The organism is Pseudomonas fakonensis (assembly GCF_019139895.1).
GTDB lineage: Bacteria > Pseudomonadota > Gammaproteobacteria > Pseudomonadales > Pseudomonadaceae > Aquipseudomonas > Aquipseudomonas fakonensis.
In genome coordinates, this window is the sequence record NZ_CP077076.1 from 4,757,518 (window position 1) to 4,780,310 (window position 22,793).

Annotated in this window: 21 protein-coding genes; 17 read left to right on the forward strand and 4 right to left on the reverse strand. The window is 64.5% G+C overall.

Annotated elements, in window-relative coordinates; translation table 11 throughout:
* Positions 1-122 precede the first annotated feature (122 nt).
* Entirely contained in the window at positions 123-860 is a 738-nt protein-coding gene (rpsB, locus tag KSS94_RS20960) for a 30S ribosomal protein S2 (protein WP_217839970.1), read from the reverse strand.
* Between the two features lie 347 nt (positions 861-1,207).
* Between rpsB and map the strand changes: the two genes are divergently transcribed.
* The 4 genes from map to KSS94_RS20980 all read left to right on the forward strand — a co-directional run bounded on the left by map (position 1,208) and on the right by KSS94_RS20980 (position 6,335).
* Positions 1,208-1,990 carry a type I methionyl aminopeptidase gene (map, locus tag KSS94_RS20965; RefSeq protein ID WP_217839971.1) on the forward strand — a complete coding sequence of 261 codons (783 nt, stop codon included), beginning with the start codon at positions 1,208-1,210 and terminating at the stop codon, positions 1,988-1,990.
* Positions 1,991-2,017: 27 nt separating this feature from the next.
* Entirely contained in the window at positions 2,018-4,720 is a 2,703-nt protein-coding gene (locus tag KSS94_RS20970; RefSeq protein WP_217839972.1) for a [protein-PII] uridylyltransferase, read from the forward strand.
* A 30-nt stretch (positions 4,721-4,750) separates the two neighbouring features.
* Entirely contained in the window at positions 4,751-5,947 is a 1,197-nt protein-coding gene (gene dapC / locus KSS94_RS20975) for a succinyldiaminopimelate transaminase (RefSeq protein ID WP_217839973.1), read from the forward strand.
* Positions 5,948-6,056: 109 nt separating this feature from the next.
* Positions 6,057-6,335, forward strand: coding sequence for an EF-hand domain-containing protein (locus KSS94_RS20980; protein ID WP_217839974.1), 279 nt, complete (start codon positions 6,057-6,059; stop codon positions 6,333-6,335).
* Here the strand turns inward: KSS94_RS20980 and KSS94_RS20985 are convergent.
* On the reverse strand, positions 6,332-7,978 hold the full coding sequence (locus tag KSS94_RS20985) for a Na+/H+ antiporter (protein ID WP_217839975.1): 1,647 nt from the start codon (positions 7,976-7,978) through the stop codon (positions 6,332-6,334). The two genes, KSS94_RS20980 and KSS94_RS20985, sit on opposite strands and share 4 nt — an antisense overlap.
* Before the next feature lie 280 nt (positions 7,979-8,258).
* Between KSS94_RS20985 and KSS94_RS20990 the strand changes: the two genes are divergently transcribed.
* From KSS94_RS20990 to KSS94_RS21010, 5 genes are all read left to right on the forward strand, one after another.
* Entirely contained in the window at positions 8,259-8,558 is a 300-nt protein-coding gene (locus KSS94_RS20990; RefSeq protein ID WP_217839976.1) for a HigA family addiction module antitoxin, read from the forward strand.
* Positions 8,559-8,682: 124 nt separating this feature from the next.
* Positions 8,683-9,030, forward strand: coding sequence for an ArsC family reductase (locus KSS94_RS20995; protein ID WP_217839977.1), 348 nt, complete (start codon positions 8,683-8,685; stop codon positions 9,028-9,030).
* 31 nt (positions 9,031-9,061) lie between these two features.
* Positions 9,062-10,096: a 2,3,4,5-tetrahydropyridine-2,6-dicarboxylate N-succinyltransferase gene (dapD, locus tag KSS94_RS21000; RefSeq protein ID WP_217839978.1), complete on the forward strand. Its 1,035-nt coding sequence runs from the start codon at positions 9,062-9,064 to the stop codon at positions 10,094-10,096.
* Positions 10,097-10,175: 79 nt separating this feature from the next.
* On the forward strand, positions 10,176-11,381 hold the full coding sequence (locus tag KSS94_RS21005) for a cysteine desulfurase (protein ID WP_217839979.1): 1,206 nt from the start codon (positions 10,176-10,178) through the stop codon (positions 11,379-11,381).
* Complete coding sequence (locus KSS94_RS21010) at positions 11,378-11,782, forward strand: SufE family protein (RefSeq protein WP_217839980.1); 405 nt, start codon at positions 11,378-11,380, stop codon at positions 11,780-11,782. Before KSS94_RS21005 ends, KSS94_RS21010 begins: the two co-directional genes overlap by 4 nt.
* 150 nt (positions 11,783-11,932) lie before the next feature.
* On the opposite strand, the gene tcdA is transcribed toward KSS94_RS21010, so the two are convergent.
* Entirely contained in the window at positions 11,933-12,742 is an 810-nt protein-coding gene (tcdA, locus tag KSS94_RS21015) for a tRNA cyclic N6-threonylcarbamoyladenosine(37) synthase TcdA (protein ID WP_217839981.1), read from the reverse strand.
* Between the two features lie 243 nt (positions 12,743-12,985).
* On the opposite strand from tcdA, the gene KSS94_RS21020 reads away from it, so the two are divergent.
* The 4 genes from KSS94_RS21020 (at position 12,986) to KSS94_RS21035 (ending at position 18,074) form a co-directional block, all read left to right on the forward strand.
* Positions 12,986-15,577, forward strand: a complete 2,592-nt coding sequence (locus tag KSS94_RS21020) for a glycosyltransferase (RefSeq protein ID WP_217839982.1) — start codon at positions 12,986-12,988, stop codon at positions 15,575-15,577.
* A 138-nt stretch (positions 15,578-15,715) separates the two neighbouring features.
* Complete coding sequence (gene dapE, locus KSS94_RS21025) at positions 15,716-16,867, forward strand: succinyl-diaminopimelate desuccinylase (RefSeq protein WP_217839983.1); 1,152 nt, start codon at positions 15,716-15,718, stop codon at positions 16,865-16,867.
* The gene (locus KSS94_RS21030) at positions 16,867-17,679 is read left to right on the forward strand and encodes a putative RNA methyltransferase (RefSeq protein ID WP_217839984.1); all 813 of its coding nucleotides are present in this window, start codon (positions 16,867-16,869) and stop codon (positions 17,677-17,679) included. Before dapE ends, KSS94_RS21030 begins: the two co-directional genes overlap by 1 nt.
* 17 nt (positions 17,680-17,696) lie before the next feature.
* Entirely contained in the window at positions 17,697-18,074 is a 378-nt protein-coding gene (locus KSS94_RS21035; protein WP_217839985.1) for a hypothetical protein, read from the forward strand.
* Positions 18,075-18,151: 77 nt separating this feature from the next.
* Here the strand turns inward: KSS94_RS21035 and KSS94_RS21040 are convergent, their stop codons facing one another.
* Complete coding sequence (locus KSS94_RS21040) at positions 18,152-18,361, reverse strand: cold-shock protein (protein ID WP_110992443.1); 210 nt, start codon at positions 18,359-18,361, stop codon at positions 18,152-18,154.
* Positions 18,362-18,591: 230 nt separating this feature from the next.
* Here KSS94_RS21040 and plsB point away from each other — a divergent pair, with 230 nt between their 5' ends.
* From plsB to KSS94_RS21060, 4 genes are all read left to right on the forward strand, one after another.
* Positions 18,592-21,078, forward strand: a complete 2,487-nt coding sequence (gene plsB, locus KSS94_RS21045; RefSeq protein ID WP_217839986.1) for a glycerol-3-phosphate 1-O-acyltransferase PlsB — start codon at positions 18,592-18,594, stop codon at positions 21,076-21,078.
* An 81-nt stretch (positions 21,079-21,159) separates the two neighbouring features.
* The gene (locus KSS94_RS21050) at positions 21,160-21,504 is read left to right on the forward strand and encodes a YbaY family lipoprotein (protein WP_217839987.1); all 345 of its coding nucleotides are present in this window, start codon (positions 21,160-21,162) and stop codon (positions 21,502-21,504) included.
* Between the two features lie 104 nt (positions 21,505-21,608).
* Entirely contained in the window at positions 21,609-22,007 is a 399-nt protein-coding gene (locus KSS94_RS21055; RefSeq protein WP_217839988.1) for a YbaY family lipoprotein, read from the forward strand.
* Positions 22,008-22,034: 27 nt separating this feature from the next.
* Entirely contained in the window at positions 22,035-22,724 is a 690-nt protein-coding gene (locus KSS94_RS21060) for a DUF4197 domain-containing protein (protein WP_217839989.1), read from the forward strand.
* Positions 22,725-22,793: the final 69 nt, after the last annotated feature.

Consider the following 22,793-nt stretch of genomic DNA (forward strand, 5'->3'; position numbering starts at 1 on the left):
CAAATCCGCTGTTTTTAGCTCAGCCGACCCATGATGCGGGGCCATTGCTGACAGCAGGATTTCAAGGTGGCAAAAAGGGGGCAAAGCCCCCTTTTTGCGTGCCAAGCAGACGCTAGCGTCTATTACTCGGCAGCAGGTGCAGCCGCTTCTTCAGCGTAGACTTCGGTGCCGCCAGCAACGTTGTTGCGGCCGCGAATGACGGCGTCAGCCATCGAAGTCATGTACAGCTCGATGGCGCGGATGGCGTCGTCGTTACCTGGGATGACGTAGTCAACGCCTTCCGGGCTGCTGTTGGTATCGACAACGCCGATAACCGGGATGCCCAGCTTGTTGGCTTCGGTGATCGCGATGCGCTCGTGATCAACGTCGATGACGAACAGAGCGTCAGGCAGGCCACCCATGTCCTTGATACCGCCCAGGCTGCGATCCAGTTTTTCCAGGTCGCGCGAGCGCATCAGGGCTTCTTTCTTGGTCAGCTTGGCAAAGGTGCCGTCTTCGGCCTGGGTTTCCAGGTCGCGCAGACGCTTGATCGAAGCGCGGATGGTCTTGTAGTTGGTCAGCATGCCGCCCAACCAGCGGTGGTCAACGTATGGCGAACCGCAACGAGCAGCTTGCTCGGCGACGATCTTGCCGGCGGAACGCTTGGTGCCGACGAACATGATCTTGTTCTTGCCCTGGGCCAGGCGCTCTACGAACGACAGAGCGTCGTTGAACATCGGCAGGGTTTTTTCCAGGTTGATGATGTGGATCTTGTTACGCGCGCCGAAAATGTACTTGCCCATTTTCGGGTTCCAGTAACGGGTCTGGTGGCCGAAGTGCACACCGGCCTTCAGCATATCGCGCATGTTGACTTGGGACATGATAGTTCCTTGATAAGTCGGGTTGGGCCTCCACGTATCCCAATGACCAACCCGCGCCTGCGAACAAGCGGGGCACCCAGGCCATCGTGTCGACACGTGTGTGGGTTTAGGCTTTCCGGGGACCTCCCCCGAAAGCGGCGCATTTTATACCACAGACCGGCGGCGAACGGAACCCGGATCGTGCTGCGTCCGTCAGCGGCTTTTGCAGCACCCGGGTTTTGCGCCCAGAATGCCCTCAATAGACCACCGGATCCGCAGGTTTATCCCGCCAGATCGGCGCCATGCTCTGGTAGAATCCGGCCTTTCCCGTTCGTTCGCGCCGCACGCGGCGCCGTAGAGAGCCTGTAATGACCGTCACCATCAAGACCGCAGAAGACATCGAGCAGATGCGCATCGCCGGCCGCCTGGCCGCCGAAGTACTGGAAATGATCGAAGAGCACGTCAAGCCCGGTGTCACCACCGAAGAGCTCGACCGCCTGTGCCACGACTACATCATCAACGTCCAGCAGGCGATCCCGGCGCCCCTCAACTACAAGGGCTACCCGAAGTCGATCTGCACCTCGATCAACCATGTGGTCTGCCACGGCATCCCCAACGACAAGCCACTCAAGGACGGTGACACGCTGAACATCGACGTCACCGTGATCAAGAACGGCTACCACGGCGACACCAGCCGCATGTTCCACGTCGGCACCGTGCCGGTCTGGGCCGAGCGCCTGTCGAAGATCACCCAGGAGTGCATGTACAAGGCCATCGAGCTGGTCAAGCCGGGCTGCCGCCTGGGCGATATCGGCGAAGTGATCCAGAAGCACGCCGAAAAGAACGGTTTCTCGGTGGTGCGCGAGTTCTGCGGCCATGGCATCGGCAAGGTGTTCCATGAAGAGCCGCAGATTCTCCACTACGGCCGCGCCGGCACCGGCATGGAGCTCAAAGAGGGCATGACTTTCACCATCGAGCCGATGATCAACCAGGGCAAGGCCGACACCAAGGTGCTGGGCGACGGCTGGACCGCCATCACCAAGGACCGCAAGCTCTCGGCGCAGTGGGAACACACTTTGGTGGTGACCGCCACCGGCTACGAGATCTTCACCCTGCGCAAGGACGACACCATCCCGCGCACCTCGGCCTGACCCTCATACAGACAGGAACGCGACTCGATGCCCCAGGTGGATCCCGAGCTGTTCGACCGCGGCCAGTTCCAGGCGGAACTGGCCCTCAAGGCTAGCCCCATCGCCGCCTTCAAGAAGGCCATCCGCCTGGCCGGCGAGGTGCTCGACAAACGCTTTCGCGAAGGCCGCGAGATCCGCCGGCTGATCGAGGACCGCGCCTGGTTCGTCGACAACATCCTGCAACAGGCCTGGAACCAGTTCGACTGGGGCGACCCTGACGGCATCGCCCTGGTGGCGGTGGGTGGCTACGGGCGCGGCGAACTGCACCCCTGGTCGGACATCGACCTGCTGATATTGTTGGGCGCTGCCGAACACGAGCAGTACCGCGAGGCCATCGAGCGCTTTCTCACCCTGCTGTGGGACATCGGCCTGGAAGTGGGCCAGAGCGTGCGCACGGTCGACGAATGCGCCGAGCAGGCCCGGGCCGACCTGACCATCATCACCAACCTGATGGAAAGCCGCACCGTCGCCGGCCCCGAGCCGCTGCGCCAGCGCATGCTCGAGGTCACCAGCACCGAGCACATGTGGCCCAGCCGCGAGTTCTTCCTGGCCAAGCGTGCCGAGCTCAAGGCCCGCCACCACAAGTACAACGACACCGAGTACAACCTCGAACCCAACGTCAAGGGCTCACCAGGCGGCCTGCGCGACATCCAGACGGTGCTCTGGGTGGCCCGCCGCCAGTACGGCACGTTGAACCTGCACGCCCTGGCCGGCGAAGGCTTTTTGCTGGAAAGCGAAAACGAGCTGCTGGCCTCCTCCCAGGCGTTTCTGTGGAAGGTGCGCTACGCCCTGCACATGCTTGCCGGGCGCGCCGAGGACCGCCTGCTGTTCGACCACCAACGCAGCATCGCCGCGCTGCTGGGCTACAGCGACGACAACCCCAAGCGCGCCATCGAGCAGTTCATGCAGCAGTACTACCGGGTGGTGATGAGCATCAGCCAGCTGTGCGACCTGATCATCCAGCACTTCGAGGAAGTCATCCTCGCTGATGACGACAGCGGCACCACGCAGCCCTTGAACGCGCGCTTTCGCCTGCACGACGGCTATATAGAAGCCGTAAGCCAGAACGTATTCCGCCGCACCCCGTTCGCCATGCTGGAGATCTTCGTGCTGATGGCCCAGCACCCCGAGATCAAGGGCGTGCGTGCCGACACCGTGCGCCTGCTGCGCGAACACCGCCACCTGATCGACGACAAGTTCCGCAGCGACATCCGCAACACCAGCCTGTTCATCGAGCTGTTCAAGTGCGAAATCGGCATCCACCGCAACCTGCGGCGGATGAACCGCTACGGCATCCTCGGCCGCTACCTGCCGGAGTTCGGCCTGATCGTCGGGCAGATGCAGCACGACCTGTTCCACATTTATACGGTCGATGCGCACACCCTCAACCTGATCAAGCACCTGCGCAAGCTGCAGTACACCCCGGTGTCGGAGAAATTCCCGCTGGCCAGCAAGCTCATGGGCCGCCTGCCCAAGCCCGAGCTGATCTACCTGGCCGGGCTGTACCACGACATCGGCAAGGGCCGCCAGGGCGACCACAGCGAGATCGGCGCCGTGGACGCCCAGGCGTTCTGCGAGCGCCACCAGTTGCCGGCCTGGGACAGCCGGCTGATCGTCTGGCTGGTGCAGAACCACCTGGTGATGTCCACCACCGCCCAGCGCAAGGACCTCTCCGACCCGCAGGTGATCAACGACTTCGCCCTGCACGTGGGCGACGAGACGCGCCTGGACTACCTCTACGTGCTGACCGTGGCCGACATCAACGCCACCAACCCCAGCCTGTGGAACTCCTGGCGTGCCAGCCTGCTGCGCCAGCTGTACACCGAGACCAAGCGCGCCCTGCGCCGCGGCCTTGAAAACCCGCTGGACCGCGAGGAGCAGATCCGCCAGACGCAAAGCGCCGCGCTGGACATCCTGGTGCGCGAAGGCATCGACCCGGACGATGTCGAGCAACTGTGGTCGCAACTGGGCGATGACTACTTCCTCAAGCACAACGCCGCCGATGTGGCCTGGCACACCGACGCCATCCTGCAGCAACCGGCCGACGGCGGGCCGCTGGTGCTGATCAAGGAAACCACCCAGCGCGAGTTCGAGGGCGGCACGCAGATCTTCATCTACGCCCCCGACCAGCACGATTTCTTTGCCGTGACCGTGGCGGCGATGTCCCAGCTCAACCTGAACATCCACGATGCCCGCATCATCACCTCGAGCAGCCAGTTCACCCTCGACACCTACATAGTGCTCGACAACGACGGCGGCTCGATCGGCGACAACCCGCAACGGGTCAAGCAGATCCGTGACGGCCTCACCGAAGCGCTGCGCAACCCCGAGGACTACCCGACCATCATCCAACGCCGGGTACCACGCCAGCTCAAGCACTTCAACTTCGCCCCGCAGGTGACCATCCTCAACGACGCCCAGCGCCCGGTGACCATCCTCGAGATCACCGCCCCCGACCGCCCCGGCCTGCTGGCGCGCATCGGGCGGATTTTCCTGGAGTTCGACCTGTCGCTGCAGAACGCCAAGATCGCCACCCTGGGCGAGCGGGTGGAAGACGTGTTTTTCATCACCGACGCCGACAACCAGCCGCTGTCCGACCCGCAGCTGTGCAGCCGTCTGCAGGAGGCCATAGTCCAGCAGTTGCAAGCCGGCCAGGCCAGCGATACCAGCCCGACCCGCGTGACCTTTTAACGATTAGACGATTGACGAGACCTTGCGCCGATGAACCACGCCCTGACCCAGCTTCAGCCCTACCCGTTCGAGAAACTGCGCGCCCTGCTGGGCACCGTGAAACCTGCGGCGGACAAACGCGCCATCGCCCTGTCGATCGGTGAGCCGAAACACGAATCACCGGCCTTCGTCGCCAAAGCCATGGCCGACAACCTCGACAAGCTGGCGGTCTACCCCAGCACCCTGGGCCTGCCGGCCCTGCGCCAGGCCATCGGCCAGTGGTGCGAGCGGCGCTTCAGCGTACCCGCCGGCTGGCTCGATGCCGAGCGTCACATCCTGCCGGTCAACGGCACCCGTGAAGCGCTGTTCGCTTTCACCCAGGCCGTGGTCAACCGTGCCGATGACGGCCTGGTGGTCAGCCCCAACCCGTTCTACCAGATCTACGAAGGCGCAGCGCTTTTGGCCGGCGCTACCCCGCACTACCTGCCATGCCTGGAAGACAACGGCTTCAACCCGGACTTCGATGCCGTGCCGGCCGAAGTCTGGAAGCGCTGCCAGATCCTGTTCCTGTGCTCGCCGGGCAACCCCACCGGCGCCCTGGTGCCGATGGATACCCTGAAAAAACTGATCGCCCTGGCTGACCAGTACGACTTCGTCATCGCCGCCGATGAGTGCTACAGCGAACTGTACTTCAACGAAGACGCGCCACCACCCGGCCTGCTGAGCGCCTGTGCCGAGCTTGGCCGTAGCGATTTTGCGCGCTGCGTGGTGTTCCACAGCCTGTCCAAGCGCTCCAACCTGCCTGGCCTGCGCTCGGGCTTCGTCGCCGGTGATGCCAGCATCATCAAGCCGTTTTTGCTGTACCGCACCTACCACGGTTGCGCCATGCCGGTGCAGACGCAACTGGCCAGCGTCGCTGCCTGGAACGACGAAGCCCACGTGCGCGAAAACCGCGACCAGTACCGCGCCAAGTACGACGCGGTGCTGCGCATCCTGCAACCGGTGATGGACGTGCAGCGCCCCGACGGCAGCTTCTACCTGTGGGCCAAGGTGCCGGGCTGCGATGCCGACTTCACCCGCGACCTGTTCGAGGCCGAGCATGTGACCGTGGTGCCGGGCTCGTACCTGTCCCGTGAGGTGGATGGCGTGAACCCGGGGGCCGGGCGAGTGCGCATGGCGCTGGTTGCGCCGCTGGCCGAGTGCATCGAGGCCGCCGAGCGGATGCGTGAGTTCCTGAGCAATCGTTGAATGATGCGGCGCGCCGTATAATTAGTTACCACACCCGGGCCACAAGTCTTGCCCATGCTCCAGGCTCCCCTTTTATCAAGGAGCCTGGGGTACCAGGCCGGGTATACACATGGACAACGAATGCAAGATCCGTCTTTATTTCGCGAAGGAAGACTTTCGCAAAGCCGATACCAATGAAGACGGCACCGTTACGCTGGACGAACTGCAACAGATTCTGCTTCAGCAGAACCTGATCAGCACAGCCGACATTGCGCACTACTTTGCCGATATCGATCTGAACAAGGACGCGAGGATCAGTTGGCGGGAATTCCTGATCGAATACCTTGAAATCGAGCCCGAGCAGCTGGAGAGCGCTTGCCCAGGCACCAGCCTGCCAGCGGAAAATTAACGGACTTGCCCCAGATTGGCTTCGCTCATGTCCAGCTCCCCCAGCACCTGACGCACCACTTCATCACCCACCAGGTGCTGGCGGTGCAGGTTGTAAAGCTCCAGCCGCTGCGCCCGCAGCGCGCGCAAGCGCAACCGCCGTTCCAACAAGTCCATCTGCTCGGCCAAGGCCCTCGCCTCGGCGGTATCGTTGTAGCTGTCCAGTTCATCGCGGTACTCGGCCATCAAGCGCGCCTTGAGCTCGGTGGCCATGGCCGCCTGCGCAGCATCCTGGGGCGCACTGGCATCGACCACCTCCTCGGCCTCCAGCGCATGGATCGCCGCCTCCGCCGTTCGCCGCCAAGCCTCCTGGACCTCCTGATGCAACCGCTCGTCGGGGCTCTTGGTGATCCCGCGCAACAAGATCGGCAGCGCAATACAGGCACTGATCAGCGACAGCAGAATCACCCCGGCAGCGATGAAAATCAGCAGGTCACGCTCGGGGAACGCCTGGCCCGCGCCGATCAGCAGCGGCACCGACATCACACCGGCCAAGGTCACCGCCCCGCGCACCCCGCCCAGGGTCAACAACCAGCACGAGCGCGCCGTCGGCATCAGCACCAGCGCCGGCTTGCCGCGCCAACGCCGCACCACACCGATCGAGCGCCAGATGCTCTGCACCCAGATGAACCGCAGCAGAATCAACGCAGCGAAGATCGCCAGCACGTCCAGGCAGCGATAGGCCAAGGTCGGCCACACCGTCGCCTCATGGCTGACCACCGCCTTGATGATGTCCGGCAACTGCAGGCCCAGCAGCAGGAAGATCAGGCCGTTGAAGGCGAACTCCAGCAACGACCAGACGCTACGGTTGAGCAGGCGCGTGCTGGTCTGCCGGGGCAGCAGGTCGAGCCAGCTCTGCATCATGCCGGCGGCCACTGCCGAGAGAATGCCCGAGACGCCCAAGCGCTCGGCCAGTACATAGGCCGCGAACGGCAGCAACAGCATGAACACCACATGGGTGGCCGGGTCGTCCCAGCCACGGGCAATCATCCAGGCGCGCAGGCGGCCGATCAGCCAGCTCAGGGCCACACCCACCGCCAGCCCGCCCAAGGCTACCAGCACGAAGCTCAGGCTCGCGTCGGTCAGCGAGAACACCCCGGTGATGGCGGCGGCCAGGGCGAACTTGAAGGTCACCAGGCCCGAGGCATCGTTCATCAGTGCCTCACCCTGCAGCATGTGCATCAGCGGCGTAGGCAGGCGCTCCTGGGTGATGGCCGACACCGCCACGGCGTCGGTGGGCGACAACACCGCAGCCAGGGCGAAGGCCACCGGCAGCGGGATGCTCGGCAGCAACCAGTGGATGAAGTAGCCCGCCCCCACCACGGTGAACAGCACCAGCCCCACCGCCAGCGCCACCACCGGCCCGCGAATGCGCCACAGCTCGCGCTTGGGGATTCGCCAGCCATCGGCGAACAGCAGCGGCGGCAGGAACAGGAACAGGAACAGCTCCGGGTCCAGGGCCACATGCAGGCCCAGGGTCGGCCAGGCGAGCAAGGCACCGGCGGCGATCTGCACCAGCGGCAAGGGCAGCGGGATCATCCGCCCGACCAGTTTCGACAGGCTGACCAGCGTCAGCAGGATGAGGACGGTGTAGGCGGACTGCATCCGTGAAGGCTTCCTTTGTGAATCAAAAACGACAGCAGAGGCGAGGCATCGCCATTGAAACAATATGTTAGCGGTGCACTGTGAATGTGGACCGCTGCACAATAGTCGCAGGTGGCGGGCAAATATGTAACATGATGATACTCACTAACTTTTACCATACTGCTCACGCCATAAAGGCTTGAAATGAGAACAGCGGTTCATACAATCGCCTCTACACGAAAAAACCAAGGGTTCAGCCATCAGGCTCGACGCTGCGCCAGTGTTGAAGGCGAGGTGAATCATGTTCATTAATCCCGTGCGTCCAATACATCCCGGTGAAGTCCTGCGCGAGGACTTCCAGAGAGCAATGGGTTTGAGCGCCGCTGCGCTGGCCAAGGCGCTTGGCGTGTCCACGCCAACCGTCAACAACATCCTGCGTGAGCGGGGCGGTGTGTCCGCCGACATGGCCCTGCGCCTGTCCATCTGCCTGGACACCACCCCCGAGTTCTGGCTCAACCTGCAAAGCGCCTTCGACCTGCACACCGCCGAACAGCAACATGGCGATGAGATCATCGGTTCGGTGCGGCGCCTGGTCGCCTGAGCCCGCCGTCGTGCATTGAACATGGGCGCCATGGGCGTGGCGCCGCGAGGATGCTTCCCGCATAATCCCGCGACTGACATTCGGATATGGAGAATTGGGGCAGCCTGTGGCCTCAATGCACACAATGACCTACACGCTCTACGGCATCAAAGCCTGCGACACCATGAAAAAGGCACGCACCTGGCTCGAAGACAACGCCATCGCCTACGATTTTCACGACTACAAGGTTCAAGGCATCGACCGTGACAGCCTGAACCGCTGGTGCAGCGAACACGGCTGGGAAACCATCCTCAACCGTGCCGGCACCACCTTCCGCAAGCTCGACGACGCCAGCAAGGCCGACCTCGACCAGGCCAAGGCCGTCGAACTGATGCTGGCCCAGCCGTCCATGATCAAGCGCCCGGTGCTCGACCTTGGCGAGCGCACCCTGGTGGGCTTCAAGCCCGACCTGTACGCCGCCGCGCTGGCCTGAGCCCCTACCCTATTTCGTACGAGGTAATCACATGTCCAATACCCTGTTCAGCCTGGCCTTCGGCGTCGGCACCCAGAACCGCCAGGGCGCCTGGCTGGAAGTCTTCTACGCACAGCCTGTGCTCAACCCTTCGCCAGAGCTGGTCGCCGCCGTTGCGCCGATCCTCGGTTATGAAGCTGGCAACCAGGCCATCGCCTTCAGCAACGCCCAGGCTGCCCAGCTGGCCGTAGCGCTGAAGGACGTCGATACCGCCCAGGCTGCACTGCTGACTCGCCTGGCCGAAAGCCACAAGCCGCTGGTCGCCACCGTGCTGGCCGAAGACGCAGCGCTGGCCTCCACCCCCGAGGCCTACCTGAAGCTGCACCTGCTGTCGCACCGCCTGGTCAAGCCGCACGGCGTATCGCTGGCCGGCATCTTCCCGCTGCTGCCGAACGTGGCCTGGACCAACCAGGGTGCCGTCGACCTGGCCGAGCTGGCCGAGCTGCAACTGGAAGCGCGCCTGAAGGGCGAGCTGCTGGAAGTGTTCTCGGTGGACAAGTTCCCGAAGATGACCGACTACGTGGTACCGGCCGGCGTGCGCATTGCCGACACCGCCCGTGTGCGCCTGGGCGCCTACATCGGCGAAGGCACCACCATCATGCACGAAGGCTTCGTCAACTTTAACGCCGGCACCGAAGGCCCGGGCATGATCGAAGGCCGCGTTTCCGCTGGCGTGTTCGTTGGCAAGGGCTCGGACCTGGGCGGCGGCTGCTCGACCATGGGCACCCTGTCCGGTGGCGGCAACATCGTCATCAAGGTCGGCGAAGGCTGCCTGATTGGCGCCAACGCCGGTATCGGCATCCCGCTGGGTGATCGCAACACCGTCGAGGCCGGCCTGTACATCACCGCCGGCACCAAGGTGAACCTGCTGGATGAGAACAACCAGCTGGTCAAAGTGGTCAAGGCCCGCGACCTGGCCGGCCAGACCGACCTGCTGTTCCGCCGCAACTCGCTGAACGGCGCCGTGGAGTGCAAGACCCACAAGTCGGCCATCGAGCTGAACGAAGCGCTGCACGCCCACAACTGAGAACCTGCCGGTTTGAAGTGTTAACATCGGGTCTGGCGCTCAAGCGTCAGACCCGATTTTCATTCCAGGCCCCGCGACCATGTTCCAGCCCTCCCCCTGGCGTGCCGATTTCCCCGCCATCGCCGCCCTGCAACGCCAGCACCAGACCTACCTGGACAGCGCCGCCACCACCCAGAAGCCCCAGGCCCTGCTCGACGCCCTGAGCCACTACTACGGCCATGGTGCCGCCAACGTGCACCGTGCCCAGCACCTGCCCGGCGCCCTGGCCACCCAGGCCTTCGAGGGGACCCGCGACAAGGTCGCCGCCTGGCTCAACGCCGCCGACTCGCGGCAGATCGTCTTCACCCACGGCGCCACCTCGGCACTGAACCTGCTGGCCTACGGCCTGGAACACCGCTTCGAGGCCGGCGATGAAATCGCCATCAGCGCCCTGGAGCACCACGCCAACCTGCTGCCCTGGCAGCAACTGGCGCAGCGACGCAACCTGAAACTGGTGGTATTGCCGCTGAACGAACGCGGCTGCATCGACCTCGACCAGGCCCTGCAACTGATCGGCCCGCGCACCCGCCTGCTGGCGCTCAGCCAGCTGTCCAACGTGCTCGGCACCTGGCAGCCGCTGGCGCCACTGCTGAGCCACGCCCGCGCCCAGGGCGCGCTGAGCGTGGTCGATGGCGCCCAGGGTGTAGTCCACGGCCGGCATGACATGCAGCAACTGGGCTGCGATTTCTATGTGTTCTCCAGCCACAAGTTGTACGGCCCGGATGGGGTAGGCGTGCTCTATGGGCAGCCACAGGCGCTGGCTTTGCTGCGTCACTGGCAGTTCGGCGGCGAGATGGTGCAACTGGCCGACTACCAGGGCGCAAGCTTTCGCCCGGCACCGCTGGGGTTCGAGGCCGGGACGCCACCGATTGCCGGCGTGATTGGCCTGGGGGCGACCCTGGACTACCTGGCCAGCCTCGATGCCGATGCCGTGAACAGGCACGAAACCAGCCTGCACCAGTTGCTGCTACGCGGACTGGCCGATCGCGAAGGCATCCGTGTACTGGGTGCACCCGATGCGGCGCTGGCCAGCTTCGTCATCGAAGGGGTACATAACGCCGACATCGCCCACCTGCTGACCGAGCAGGGCATCGCCGTACGCGCCGGGCACCACTGCGCCATGCCGCTGCTCAAGGGCCTGGGGCTGGAGGGGGCGATCCGCGTGTCGCTGGGTTTGTACAGCGACAGCGATGACCTGCAGCGCTTCTTCGAGGCCCTCGACCAAGGCCTGGAGCTGTTGCGGTGAACCTGTCAGCAGATGCCAGCCAGGCGCTGGAGAGCTTCCAACAGGCCCGCGGCTGGGAACAGCGCGCGCGCCTTCTGATGCAGTGGGGCGAACGGCTGCAGCCGCTGGCTGACAGCGACAAAAGCGAAGCCAACCGGGTGCACGGCTGCGAGAGCCTGGTGTGGCTGGTGGCCGAACAGGTCGATGGGCAGTGGTGCTTCAAGGCGGCCAGTGATGCGCGGCTGCTGCGAGGGTTGCTGGCGTTGTTGCTGGTGCGGGTGCAGGGCTTGGCCAGTGAGGAACTGGCCAGGCTTGATCTGGCGGCATGGTTCACCCAGTTGGGGCTGGAGCGTCAGCTATCACCGTCGCGTGCCAATGGGCTGCATGCGGTATTGCAACGCATGGCAGAACTCCAACACTAAGCGCATCCCCTGTAGGAGCCGGCCTGCCGGCGATGAGGCCGGTGCAGGCAAACACGCTTGCAGGCTCGGCCCTATCGCTGGCAAGCCAGCTCCTACAGGGGTACGCGCACTGCTGTAGGGGCGGGCTTGCCCGCGATGAGGCCAGCGCAATTATTCCGGTTTGATCCGCTCCGAAGGCCGTCGCGCCCCGGCCACCAGTTTTTCAATCGCCTTGCTCGCCGCGACCATGCCAAAGGTGGCGGTGACCATCATCACTGCACCAAACCCACCGGCGCAGTCCAGGCGCACGCCTTCACCGACGAAGCTCTTCTGCAGGCAAACACTGCCATCGCCCTTGGGGTAGCGCAGTTGCTCACTGGAGAACACGCACGGTACGCCATAGTTGCGGCTGGTGTTGCGCGAGAAGTTGTAGTCGCGGCGCAAGGTGGAGCGCACCCGTGAGGCCAGCGGGTCGTTGAAGGTCTTGTTGAGGTCGCCGACCTGGATCTGCGTCGGGTCGATCTGCCCACCCGCACCACCGGTGGTGACGATGGCGATCTTGCGCCGCCGGCACCAGGCAATCAGCGCAGCCTTGGCCATCACACTGTCGATGCAGTCGATCACGCAGTCCATCTGCTCGGTGATGTACTCGGCCATGCTGTCACGGGTGACGAAGTCGGCCACCGCGTGCACGTTGATCGCCGGGTTGATCGCCCGCAGGCGCTCGGCCATCACCTCGACCTTGGCTCGCCCCACCTGGCCTTCCAGGGCATGGGCCTGGCGGTTGGTGTTGCTGACACACACATCGTCGAGGTCGAACAGGCTGATCTCGCCCACGCCGCTGCGCGCCAGGGCCTCGGCCACCCACGAGCCAACCCCGCCGATACCGACCACACCCACGTGGGCCCGGCCCAGGCGTTGCAGGCCCTCGTCGCCGTACAGCCGGGCAACGCCGGCAAAGCGTGGATCTTCTGTGCTCATGCTGCCACCTTGGAAAAAACCGGCGCGCATTATAGGGCAATCGGCCCGATCCAGGGCTGCCGTTGGCCACCCGGCTACCAAGCCTGCTTTAATGTCCTACATATCAAAAAGATCTGGACGACAACCGAGCGGGTTCAGAACTTCCTCCCGTGTGCCAAATCCAATGCCCTGCCTTACCAGGCGGTGCAGGCTTTGCACAGCCGCAGGCCCCGCCCGCTCCCCTCTTCGGAACCTCGCACACCTATGTCATCACGCAAGTTCGGCCTCAACCTGGTGGTGGTCCTGGCCATCGCCGCGCTGTTTACCGGATTCTGGGCGCTCATCAACCGCCCGGTGTCCGCCCCCGCCTGGCCCGAGCAGATTTCCGGCTTCTCGTACTCGCCGTTTCGCCTCGGCGAAAGCCCGCAAAAGGGCCAGTACCCGACTCCGGACGAGATGCGCCAGGACCTGGAACAGCTGAACAAGCTCACCGACAACATCCGTATATACACCGTCGAGGGCACCCAGGCCGAGATCCCGCAACTGGCCGAAGAGCTGGGCATGCGGGTGACCCTGGGCATCTGGATCAGCACCGACCTTGAGCGCAACGAACGCGAGATCGAAAAAGCCATTGGCCTGGCCAACACTTCGCGCAGCGTGGTGCGGGTGGTGGTGGGCAACGAGGCGCTGTTCCGTGAAGAAGTCACCCCCGAGCAACTGATCGGCTACCTCGACCGGGTACGCGCGGCGGTAAAAGTACCGGTAACCACCAGCGAGCAGTGGCATATCTGGAAGGAACACCCGGAGCTTGCCAAGCACGTCGACCTGATTGCCGCGCACATCCTGCCCTACTGGGAGTTCGTGCCGATGCAGGACTCGGTGCAGTTCGTGCTGGACCGCGCCCGCGACCTGCGCAAGCAGTTCCCGCGCAAACCGCTGCTGCTGTCGGAGGTCGGCTGGCCGAGCAACGGCCGCATGCGCGGCGGCGCCGACGCCACCCAGGCCGACCAGGCCATCTACCTGCGCACCCTGGTCAACACCCTCAACCGGCGCGGCTACAACTACTTCGTCATCGAGGCCTACGACCAGCCGTGGAAGGCCAGCGACGAAGGCTCGGTAGGCGCCTATTGGGGCGTGTACAACGCCGAGCGCCAGCAGAAGTTCAACTTCGAGGGGCCGGTGGTCGCCATCCCGCAGTGGCGCGCCCTGGCGGTAGCCTCGGTGGTACTGGCGATGATCGCCCTGATGGTGCTGTTCATCGACGGCTCGGCCCTGCGCCAGCGCGGGCGCACCTTCCTCACGTTCATTACCTTCCTGTGTGGGTCGGTGCTGGTGTGGATCGCCTACGACTACAGCCAGCAATACAGCACCTGGTTCAGCCTGACCGTGGGCGTGCTGCTGGCCCTTGGCGCGCTGGGGGTGTTCATCGTGCTGCTGACCGAGGCCCACGAACTGGCGGAGGCGGTGTGGATAAACAAAAGGCGGCGCGAGTTCCTGCCGGTGCAGGCTGACAGCGCCTACCGCCCGAAGGTCTCGGTGCATGTGCCGTGCTACAACGAACCGCCAGAGATGGTCAAGCAGACCCTCGATGCGCTCGCCGCGCTGGACTACCCCGACTACGAAGTGCTGGTGATCGACAACAACACCAAGGACCCGGCAGTGTGGGAACCGCTCAAGGCCCACTGCGAAAAACTGGGGCCGCGCTTCAAGTTCTTCCACGTTGCGCCCCTGGCCGGTTTCAAGGGCGGCGCGCTGAACTACCTGCTGCCGCACACCGCCAAGGACGCCGAAGTGATCGCGGTGATCGACTCGGACTACTGCGTCGACCGCAACTGGCTCAAGCACATGGTGCCGCACTTCGCCGACCCGAAGATCGCCGTGGTGCAATCGCCCCAGGATTACCGCGACCAACACGAGAGCGCCTTCAAGAAGCTCTGCTACAGCGAGTACAAGGGCTTCTTCCACATCGGCATGGTCACCCGCAACGACCGTGACGCAATCATCCAGCACGGCACCATGACCATGACCCGGCGCACCGTGCTCGACGAGCTGGGCTGGGCCGAGTGGTGCATCTGCGAGGACGCCGAGCTGGGCCTGCGGGTGTTCGAAAAAGGCCTGTCGGCTGCTTACGCCCACAACAGCTACGGCAAGGGCCTGATGCCCGATACCTTCATCGACTTCAAGAAGCAGCGCTTCCGCTGGGCCTACGGCGCCATCCAGATCATCAAGCACCACGCCGGCGCCCTGCTGCGCGGCAAGGGCAGCGAGCTGACCCGTGGCCAGCGCTACCACTTTTTGGCCGGCTGGCTGCCATGGATCGCCGATGGCATGAACATCTTCTTCACCGTCGGCGCGCTGTTGTGGTCGGCGGCGATGATCATCGTGCCGCACCGGGTCGACCCGCCGCTGATGATGTTCGCCATCCCACCGCTGGCGCTGTTTTTCTTCAAGGTCGGCAAGATCGTGTTCCTCTACCGCCGCGCCGTGGGGGTCAACCTCAAAGACGCCTTCGCCGCCGCCCTGGCGGGCCTGGCACTGTCGCACACCATCGCCAAGGCGGTGCTGTACGGCTTCTTCACCAGCAGCATGCCGTTCTTCCGCACGCCGAAGAACGCCGACAGCCATGGGCTGCTGGTGGCGATTTCCGAAGCCCGCGAAGAGCTGTTCATCATGTTGCTGCTGTGGGGCGCGGCACTGGGCATCTACCTGGTGCAGGGGCTGCCCAGTTCGGACATGCGCTTCTGGGTGGCGATGCTGCTGGTGCAGTCGTTGCCGTACCTGGCGGCGCTGGTGATGGCGCTGCTGTCGTCGCTGCCCAAGCCGGCTGAAAAAGCCGCCGAAGCACAAGCTGTTTGAGACCCGTGGGAGCGGGCTTGCCTCGCGATCGATTCGCGGGGCAAGCCCGCTCCCACGAAGCAGCCCGTGCCCGCTGAAATCATTTGATATAAGATAACGCCCCTCAGTTTCCCCGCCTTGCCTTGCCCCGGAGTTCCCATGACGGCCCCAGCCGAGCTTTCGCCTACCCTGCAACTGGCCTGCGACCTGATCCGCCGCCCATCGGTCACCCCGCTCGACGCCGATTGCCAGGCCCAGATGATGAATCGCCTGGGCGCGGTCGGCTTTCGGCTCGAGCCGCTGCGCTTCGAGGACGTCGACAACTTCTGGGCCACCCATGGCAACGGCGACGGCCCGGTACTGTGCTTTGCCGGCCACACCGACGTGGTGCCCACCGGCCCCGTGCAGCAGTGGCAGCACGAACCGTTCGACGCGCTGATCGACGCCGACGGCATGCTTTGCGGGCGTGGCGCGGCCGACATGAAAGGCAGCCTGGCCTCGATGGTGGTGGCCAGCGAGCGCTTCGTGCAGGACTACCCCAACCACCGTGGCAAGGTCGCCTTCCTGATCACCAGCGACGAGGAAGGCCCGGCGCACCATGGCACCAAGGCTGTGGTCGAGCTGCTCAAAGCGCGCAACGAGCGCCTGGACTGGTGCATCGTCGGCGAACCGTCGAGCACCACCCTGCTCGGTGACGTGGTCAAGAACGGCCGCCGTGGCTCGCTGGGTGCCAAGCTGAGCGTACGCGGCAAGCAGGGCCACGTGGCCTACCCGCACCTGGCGCGCAACCCGATCCACCTGGCCGCACCGGCCCTGGCGGAGCTGGCCGCCGAGCACTGGGACGAAGGCAATGCGTTCTTCCCGCCCACCAGCTTCCAGATCTCCAACCTGAACTCCGGCACCGGCGCCACCAACGTGGTCCCAGGTGATCTTACTGCGCTGTTCAACTTCCGCTTCTCCACCGAGTCCACCGTCGAAGGCCTGCAGCAGCGCGTTGCGGCGATCCTCGACAAACATGAGCTTGAGTGGAGCATCGACTGGGCGCTGTCGGGCCTGCCGTTTCTCACCGAGCCGGGCGAATTGCTCGATGCGGTGTCGTCGAGCATCCACGCAGTCACCGGCCGCACCACCCAGCCGTCCACCAGCGGCGGCACCTCGGACGGGCGCTTCATCGCCACCATGGGCACGCAGGTGGTCGAGCTGGGCCCGGTCAACGCCACCATCCACCAGGTGGACGAGCGCATCCTGGCCAGCGACCTCGACCTGCTGACCGAGATCTACTACCAGACCCTGGTGCGGTTGCTCGCCTGATGCTCGCCTGCCCTCTCTGCCAGGCGCCGCTGGCGGCGCTCGACAACGGCGTGGCCTGCCCGGCCGGCCACCGTTTTGACCGCGCCCGCCAGGGCTACCTGAACCTGCTGCCGGTGCAGCACAAGAACAGCCGCGACCCAGGCGACAACCAGGCCATGGTCGAAGCCCGCCGCGACTTCCTCGACGCCGGCCACTACGCCCCGGTGGCCCGCCGCCTGGCGGCGCTGGCCGCCGAGCGCGCGCCCGGCGCCTGGCTGGACATCGGCTGCGGCGAAGGCTACTACACCGCGCAGATCGCCCAGGCCCTGCCGTCGGCCGATGGCTATGCCCTGGACATCTCCCGCGAAGCGGTCAAGCGTGCCTGCCGCCGCGCTCCCGAAGTAACCTGGATGGTCGCCAGCATGGCCCGCGTGCCCATGGCGGATGCCAGCTGCGGCTTCATCGCCAGCGTGTTCAGCCCGCTGGACTGGGCCGAGGCCAGGCGCCTGCTGGCGCCCGGCGGCGGCCTGATGCGGGTGGGCCCTACCAGCGGCCACCTGATGGAGCTGCGCGAGGTGCTCTACGATGAAGTGCGCCCCTACGCCGACGACAAACACCTGGCCCTGGTGCCCGAAGGCATGGCCCATGCCCACAGCGAAATCCTCGAGTTCCGCCTGAGCCTGGTCGACCCCAAGGCGCGCGCCGACCTGCTGGCCATGACGCCCCACGGCTGGCGCGCCAGCGCCGAGAAGCGCGCCCGGGTGATCGAGCAGCCCGAGCCGTTCGAGGTCACGGTTTCAATGCGTTATGACTATTTTGTGCGCCAAGACTGAGCACACCGGAGCCCCTTATGCGCCAACCCGATATCGAGATTTACCTGAAGGACGCCGACGTCGATCACCAGCAGATCGCCGACTGGCTGACCCAAGCCCTGGGCCCGTGCAGCGAATGGAAACAAAAAGGCCAGACCTTCAAGTGCACGGCCGGTAACATTCCGGTCACCTGGTTACCGAAGGCTGTAGGGAAATGGAACAGCCTGTACCTGGAAAGCGACCAGACCCCGTGGGCCGACGATATCGCTTGCGCCCGCGCAGCGTTTGCCGCGCTCAACGTCGAAGTACGTTGCGCGCCGGGTGGCTGGGCTGAAGAAGATGGTGAAGAAGATGCCGACCGTTGGGTACGCATCAGCGCCGACGGTGAAGAGGAAATCACCTGGCGTACACACTGAAGCTTCAAGAGTGATCGCATCAAACTGCAAGCTCCACGGACAGCTTGCAGCTTGAAGCTTATCGCTTGAGACAGCGGTCAGAGACCGACGACGTCTTCGGCCTGCAGGCCTTTCTGGCCCTGCACCAGCGCATATTCAACCTGTTGCCCTTCGACCAGGGTGCGATGCCCCTCACCGCGAATCGCCCGATAGTGGACGAATACATCCGCACCACCGTCGCGCTGAATGAAGCCATAACCCTTGGCATCGTTGAACCACTTCACATTCCCAGTCTCACGAGACGACATCTGAACTACTCCGGTTTTTTATTTTGAAGATCGCCTTGCCGGCATGGGCTCACTGCCCGCACCGTCGCGGCTTGCCCAATTAGCAAGCAAGCGCCAGGCCGAGTATATGACAGCGATTAAAAAAATTTCATGACCAGGCGTACTTTTGCCGATTTTTGCTGAACTTACGCAGATACGGCAGACTAATGCCTTGGAAAATCACCGAACATAACATCCAGGGCACCAACCCCATGACCCGTTCCCCCCTGCGCCGCCTGATCTTCGGCGCCTTGCGTCGCGTGCTGTACCTGTGGGTGCGCTCCGAGACCATCAACCAGTCCTCGCTGACCCTCAAGCTCGACCGCAGCCGCCCGGTGCTCTACGCCCTGCCCTCGCCTTCGCTCACCGACCTGGCGGTGATCGACCACGAATGCACCAAAGCAGGGCTGCCACGCCCGGTACTGCCGGTGGCGGTGGGCCCGCTGCAGGAGCCGGCGGCGTTCTTCTACCTCACCCCCGACCCCGACTGGCTCGGCCGCCACGACAAGCGCGGCGCGCCCCCCACCCTGGAACGCCTGGTGGCGGCGATCACCCAGCATGCCGAAGAAGACGCGCAGATCATCCCGGTCAGTGTGTTCTGGGGGCAGACCCCGGCCAGCGAATCGAGCCCGTGGAAGCTGTTGTTCGCCGACAGCTGGGCGGTCACCGGGCGCCTGCGCCGCTTGCTCAGCATCCTGATTCTCGGGCGCAAGACCCGGGTGCAGTTCTCCGCGCCCATTCACCTGCGCGAACTGGTCGATCACAACAAGGGCCACGAGCGCACCGTGCGCATGGCCCAGCGCGTCATGCGGGTGCACTTTCGCAACCTCAAGACCGCGGTCATCGGCCCGGACATTTCGCACCGGCGCAACCTGGTCAAGGGCCTGGTGCACGACCCGCTGGTGCGCCAGGCCATCAGCGACGAAGCCGAGCGCGAGAAGATCCCCTACGCCAAGGCCGAGGCCAAGGCGCTGCACTACGGCAATGAAATCGCCTCGGACTACACCTACACCGCCATCCGCTTCCTCGAAGTGGTGCTGAGCTGGTTCTGGAACAAGATCTACGACGGCATCAAGGTCAACCATATCGAGCAGGTGCAGGGCATCGCCCCGGGGCACGAGGTGATCTACGTGCCCTGCCACCGCAGCCACATCGACTACCTGCTGCTGTCGTACCTGTTGTTCCGCAACGGCCTCACCCCGCCGCATATCGCCGCTGGCATCAACCTCAACATGCCGGTGATCGGCGGCCTGCTGCGCCGCGGCGGGGCGTTCTTCATGCGCCGCACCTTCAAGGGCAACCCGCTGTACACCGCAGTATTCAACGAATACCTGCACACCCTGTTCACCAAGGGCTTCCCGGTGGAGTACTTCGTCGAGGGCGGCCGCTCGCGCACCGGGCGCATGCTGCAGCCGCGCCCGGGCATGCTGGCAATCACCCTGCGCAGCTTCCTGCGCTCATCGCGCACGCCCATCGTGTTCGTGCCGGTGTACATCGGCTACGAGCGGGTACTCGAAGGCCGTACCTACCTGGGCGAACTGCGCGGTGCAAGCAAGAAGAAAGAGTCGATCTTCGACATCTTCAAAGTCATCGGCGCGCTGAAGCAGCGCTTCGGCCAGGTGTACGTGAACTTCGGCGAGCCGATTCGCCTGGCCGGTTTCCTCGACCAGCAACAGCCTGGCTGGCGTGAGCAGGCGCTGGCGCCGCAGTACCGCCCGGCCTGGCTCAACGACACCACCACCCGCCTGGGCGAGACCGTAGCCCGCCACCTCAACGGGGCGGCGGCGGTCAACCCGGTCAACCTGGTGGCGCTGGCGCTGCTGTCCACCAGCCGCCTGGCCCTGGACGAACGCGCCCTGACCCGGGTGCTCGACCTGTACCTGGCGCTACTGCGCCAGGTGCCGTATTCGGCGCACACCACCCTGCCCGATGGCGACGGCCAGGCGCTGATCAAGCACGTGCTGGGCATGGACCTGCTGGCCGAGCAGAAGGACGCGTTGGGGCGCATCCTGTATCTGGACGAAGCCAATGCGGTGCTGATGACCTACTACCGCAACAACGTCCTGCACATCTTCGCCCTGCCGGCGCTGCTGGCGAGCTTCTTCCAGAGCAGTTCGCGCATGAGCCGCGAGCTGGTCGGCCAGTACGTGCAGGCGCTGTACCCGTACCTGCAGTCCGAGCTGTTCCTGCGCTGGGAGCCCGAGCAACTGGACGAGGTCATCGAACAGTGGCTCAGCGCCCTGGTGGAGCAAGGCCTGCTGCGCTTCGAGAACGGCGTTTACCTGCGCCCGGCCCCCAGCTCGCGGCAGTTCGTGTTGCTGACCCTGCTGGCGCGCACCATCACCCAGACCCTGCAACGCTTCTACATGGCCACCTCGCTGCTGCTAAACAGCGGCCAGCACACGCTGAACGCCGAAGAGCTGGAGGAGCTGTGCGTGATGATGGCCCAGCGCCTGTCCATTCTGCACGGGCTCAACGCCCCGGAGTTCTTCGACAAGACCCTGTTCCGCCATTTCATCCAGACCCTGGTGCGCGAAGGGGTGCTCAGGCCAGACGCCAACGGCAAGCTGGGCCATCACGACAAGCTTGGCGAACTGGCCGAAGGTGTGGCCAAGCGCGTGCTGTCGGCCGAGCTGCGCCTGTCGATCCGCCAGGTGGCGCTGCATCGGGATGAGCCGGTGGATCTCGTCCAAGGGTAGTTTTTCAGGCTGTCACCTGCCCTTGAGAGGGATGAGCATCGCTGTGCCATCCAGGCACACCCCCTCTCAAGGAGCACCCGCATGACCCAACTGAAATCGTTCGACGTTGAAATCGTTTCGTCCGGCGACAACCAACTGCCAGCCTCCGGCGAGGTACAACTGAGCCTGCTCGACGTGTCGATGGCAGACGCGCCTGCCATCAGCCACGCCGAGCTGCGCCTGCGTTGCGCCGGTGTACTGCCGATCACCTTGCAACTGACTTTCGACAGCAGCCAGATCGACCCGAGCCGGGACTACGCCCTTGGCGTGAGCATCGAGCAAGATGGCCGGTTGCAGTACATCAATACCTATCATCACGCCATACAGCCAGGCACGATGACCGGTACCCAGCGAGTGACCGTCGACAAGGTAGCTACCGGCCAATGACGCGATGCCACACGCAAACCACAGGGTTTGACCACCCGGCCCGGAAAATCCGCTAAAGTCCCTGGGGTTGGCCACAAGCCAGCCCCTTGTGTACCGGAGATTCCATGAAAAAGCTCTTCACCCTGTGCTGCGCCACCCTGCTCGCAGCCTGCTCCAGCAACGCCCCCGCGCCCCACGCCAGCCTCGATGGCGAAGTCTTCTACCTGCAGCGCAGCGCCCTGCCGCCGGCCGCCACCTTGAGCGTGAGCCTGCAGGACGTGTCGCTGATGGATGCCCCGGCGGTGACCCTGGCCAGCCAGGCCGGCCCGGTCAAAGGCAACGTACCGCTGCCGTTCCACCTGACTTACGACCCCGCCCAGGTCAAACCCGGCCACCGCTACGCGCTGAGCGCGCGCATCGAGCTGGACGGCAAGCTACTGTTCATCAATACCGAACACCACGGCGTGACCCTCGACGGCAACGACCCGCAGCCGCTGCGGATCAAGCTCGACCCGGTACGCTGAGCCCACCCTCGTTATAAGGAAATCCCCATGCTTCGCACCTCCCTGCGCTTCACCACCCTGTGCGCCGGCCTGCTGCTGTCGGCCAGCGCCCTGGCCCTGTCGCTCAGCGACCTGTCGCAAGGCGACGCCTCCGCCGGCCTGAAAGACGCCCTGACCCAAGGTGCGCAGGTTGCCGTCAAGCAACTGAGCACCCCGGGCGGCTTCAACAACAACCCCGATGTGCGCATCGAACTGCCGGGCAACCTGGGCAAGGCCGCCAAGGCCATGAAGATGTTCGGCAAGGGCGACCAGGTCGACGCCCTGGAAAACAGCATGAACAAGGCCGCCGAAGCTGCCGTGCCGCAAGCCCAGGCGATTCTGGTGGATGCGGTGAAGAAGATGACCGTGACCGACGCCAAGGGCATCCTCAGCGGCGGCGACGACTCGGCCACCCAGTACCTGAACAAGAGCAGCCGCGAGCAGATCCGCGCCAAGTTCCTGCCAATCGTCAAGCAGGCTACCGACCAGGTCGGTCTGGCCAAGCAGTACAACAACTTCGCCGGGCAAGCCGCAGGCCTGGGCGTGATCGACGCCAAGAGCGCCAACATCGAAAGCTACGTGACCGAAAAAGCCCTGGACGGGCTGTTCGAGATGATCGCCAAGCAGGAAGAGACCATTCGCAAGAACCCGGCCCAGGCCGCCACCAGCCTGGCCAAGAAGGTCTTCGGCGCGCTGTGAGGCCATGCTGAACCTGTAGGCGCCGGCTTGCCGGCGATAGGGCCGCAAGCCCTTACCCCAGGCCCGGCC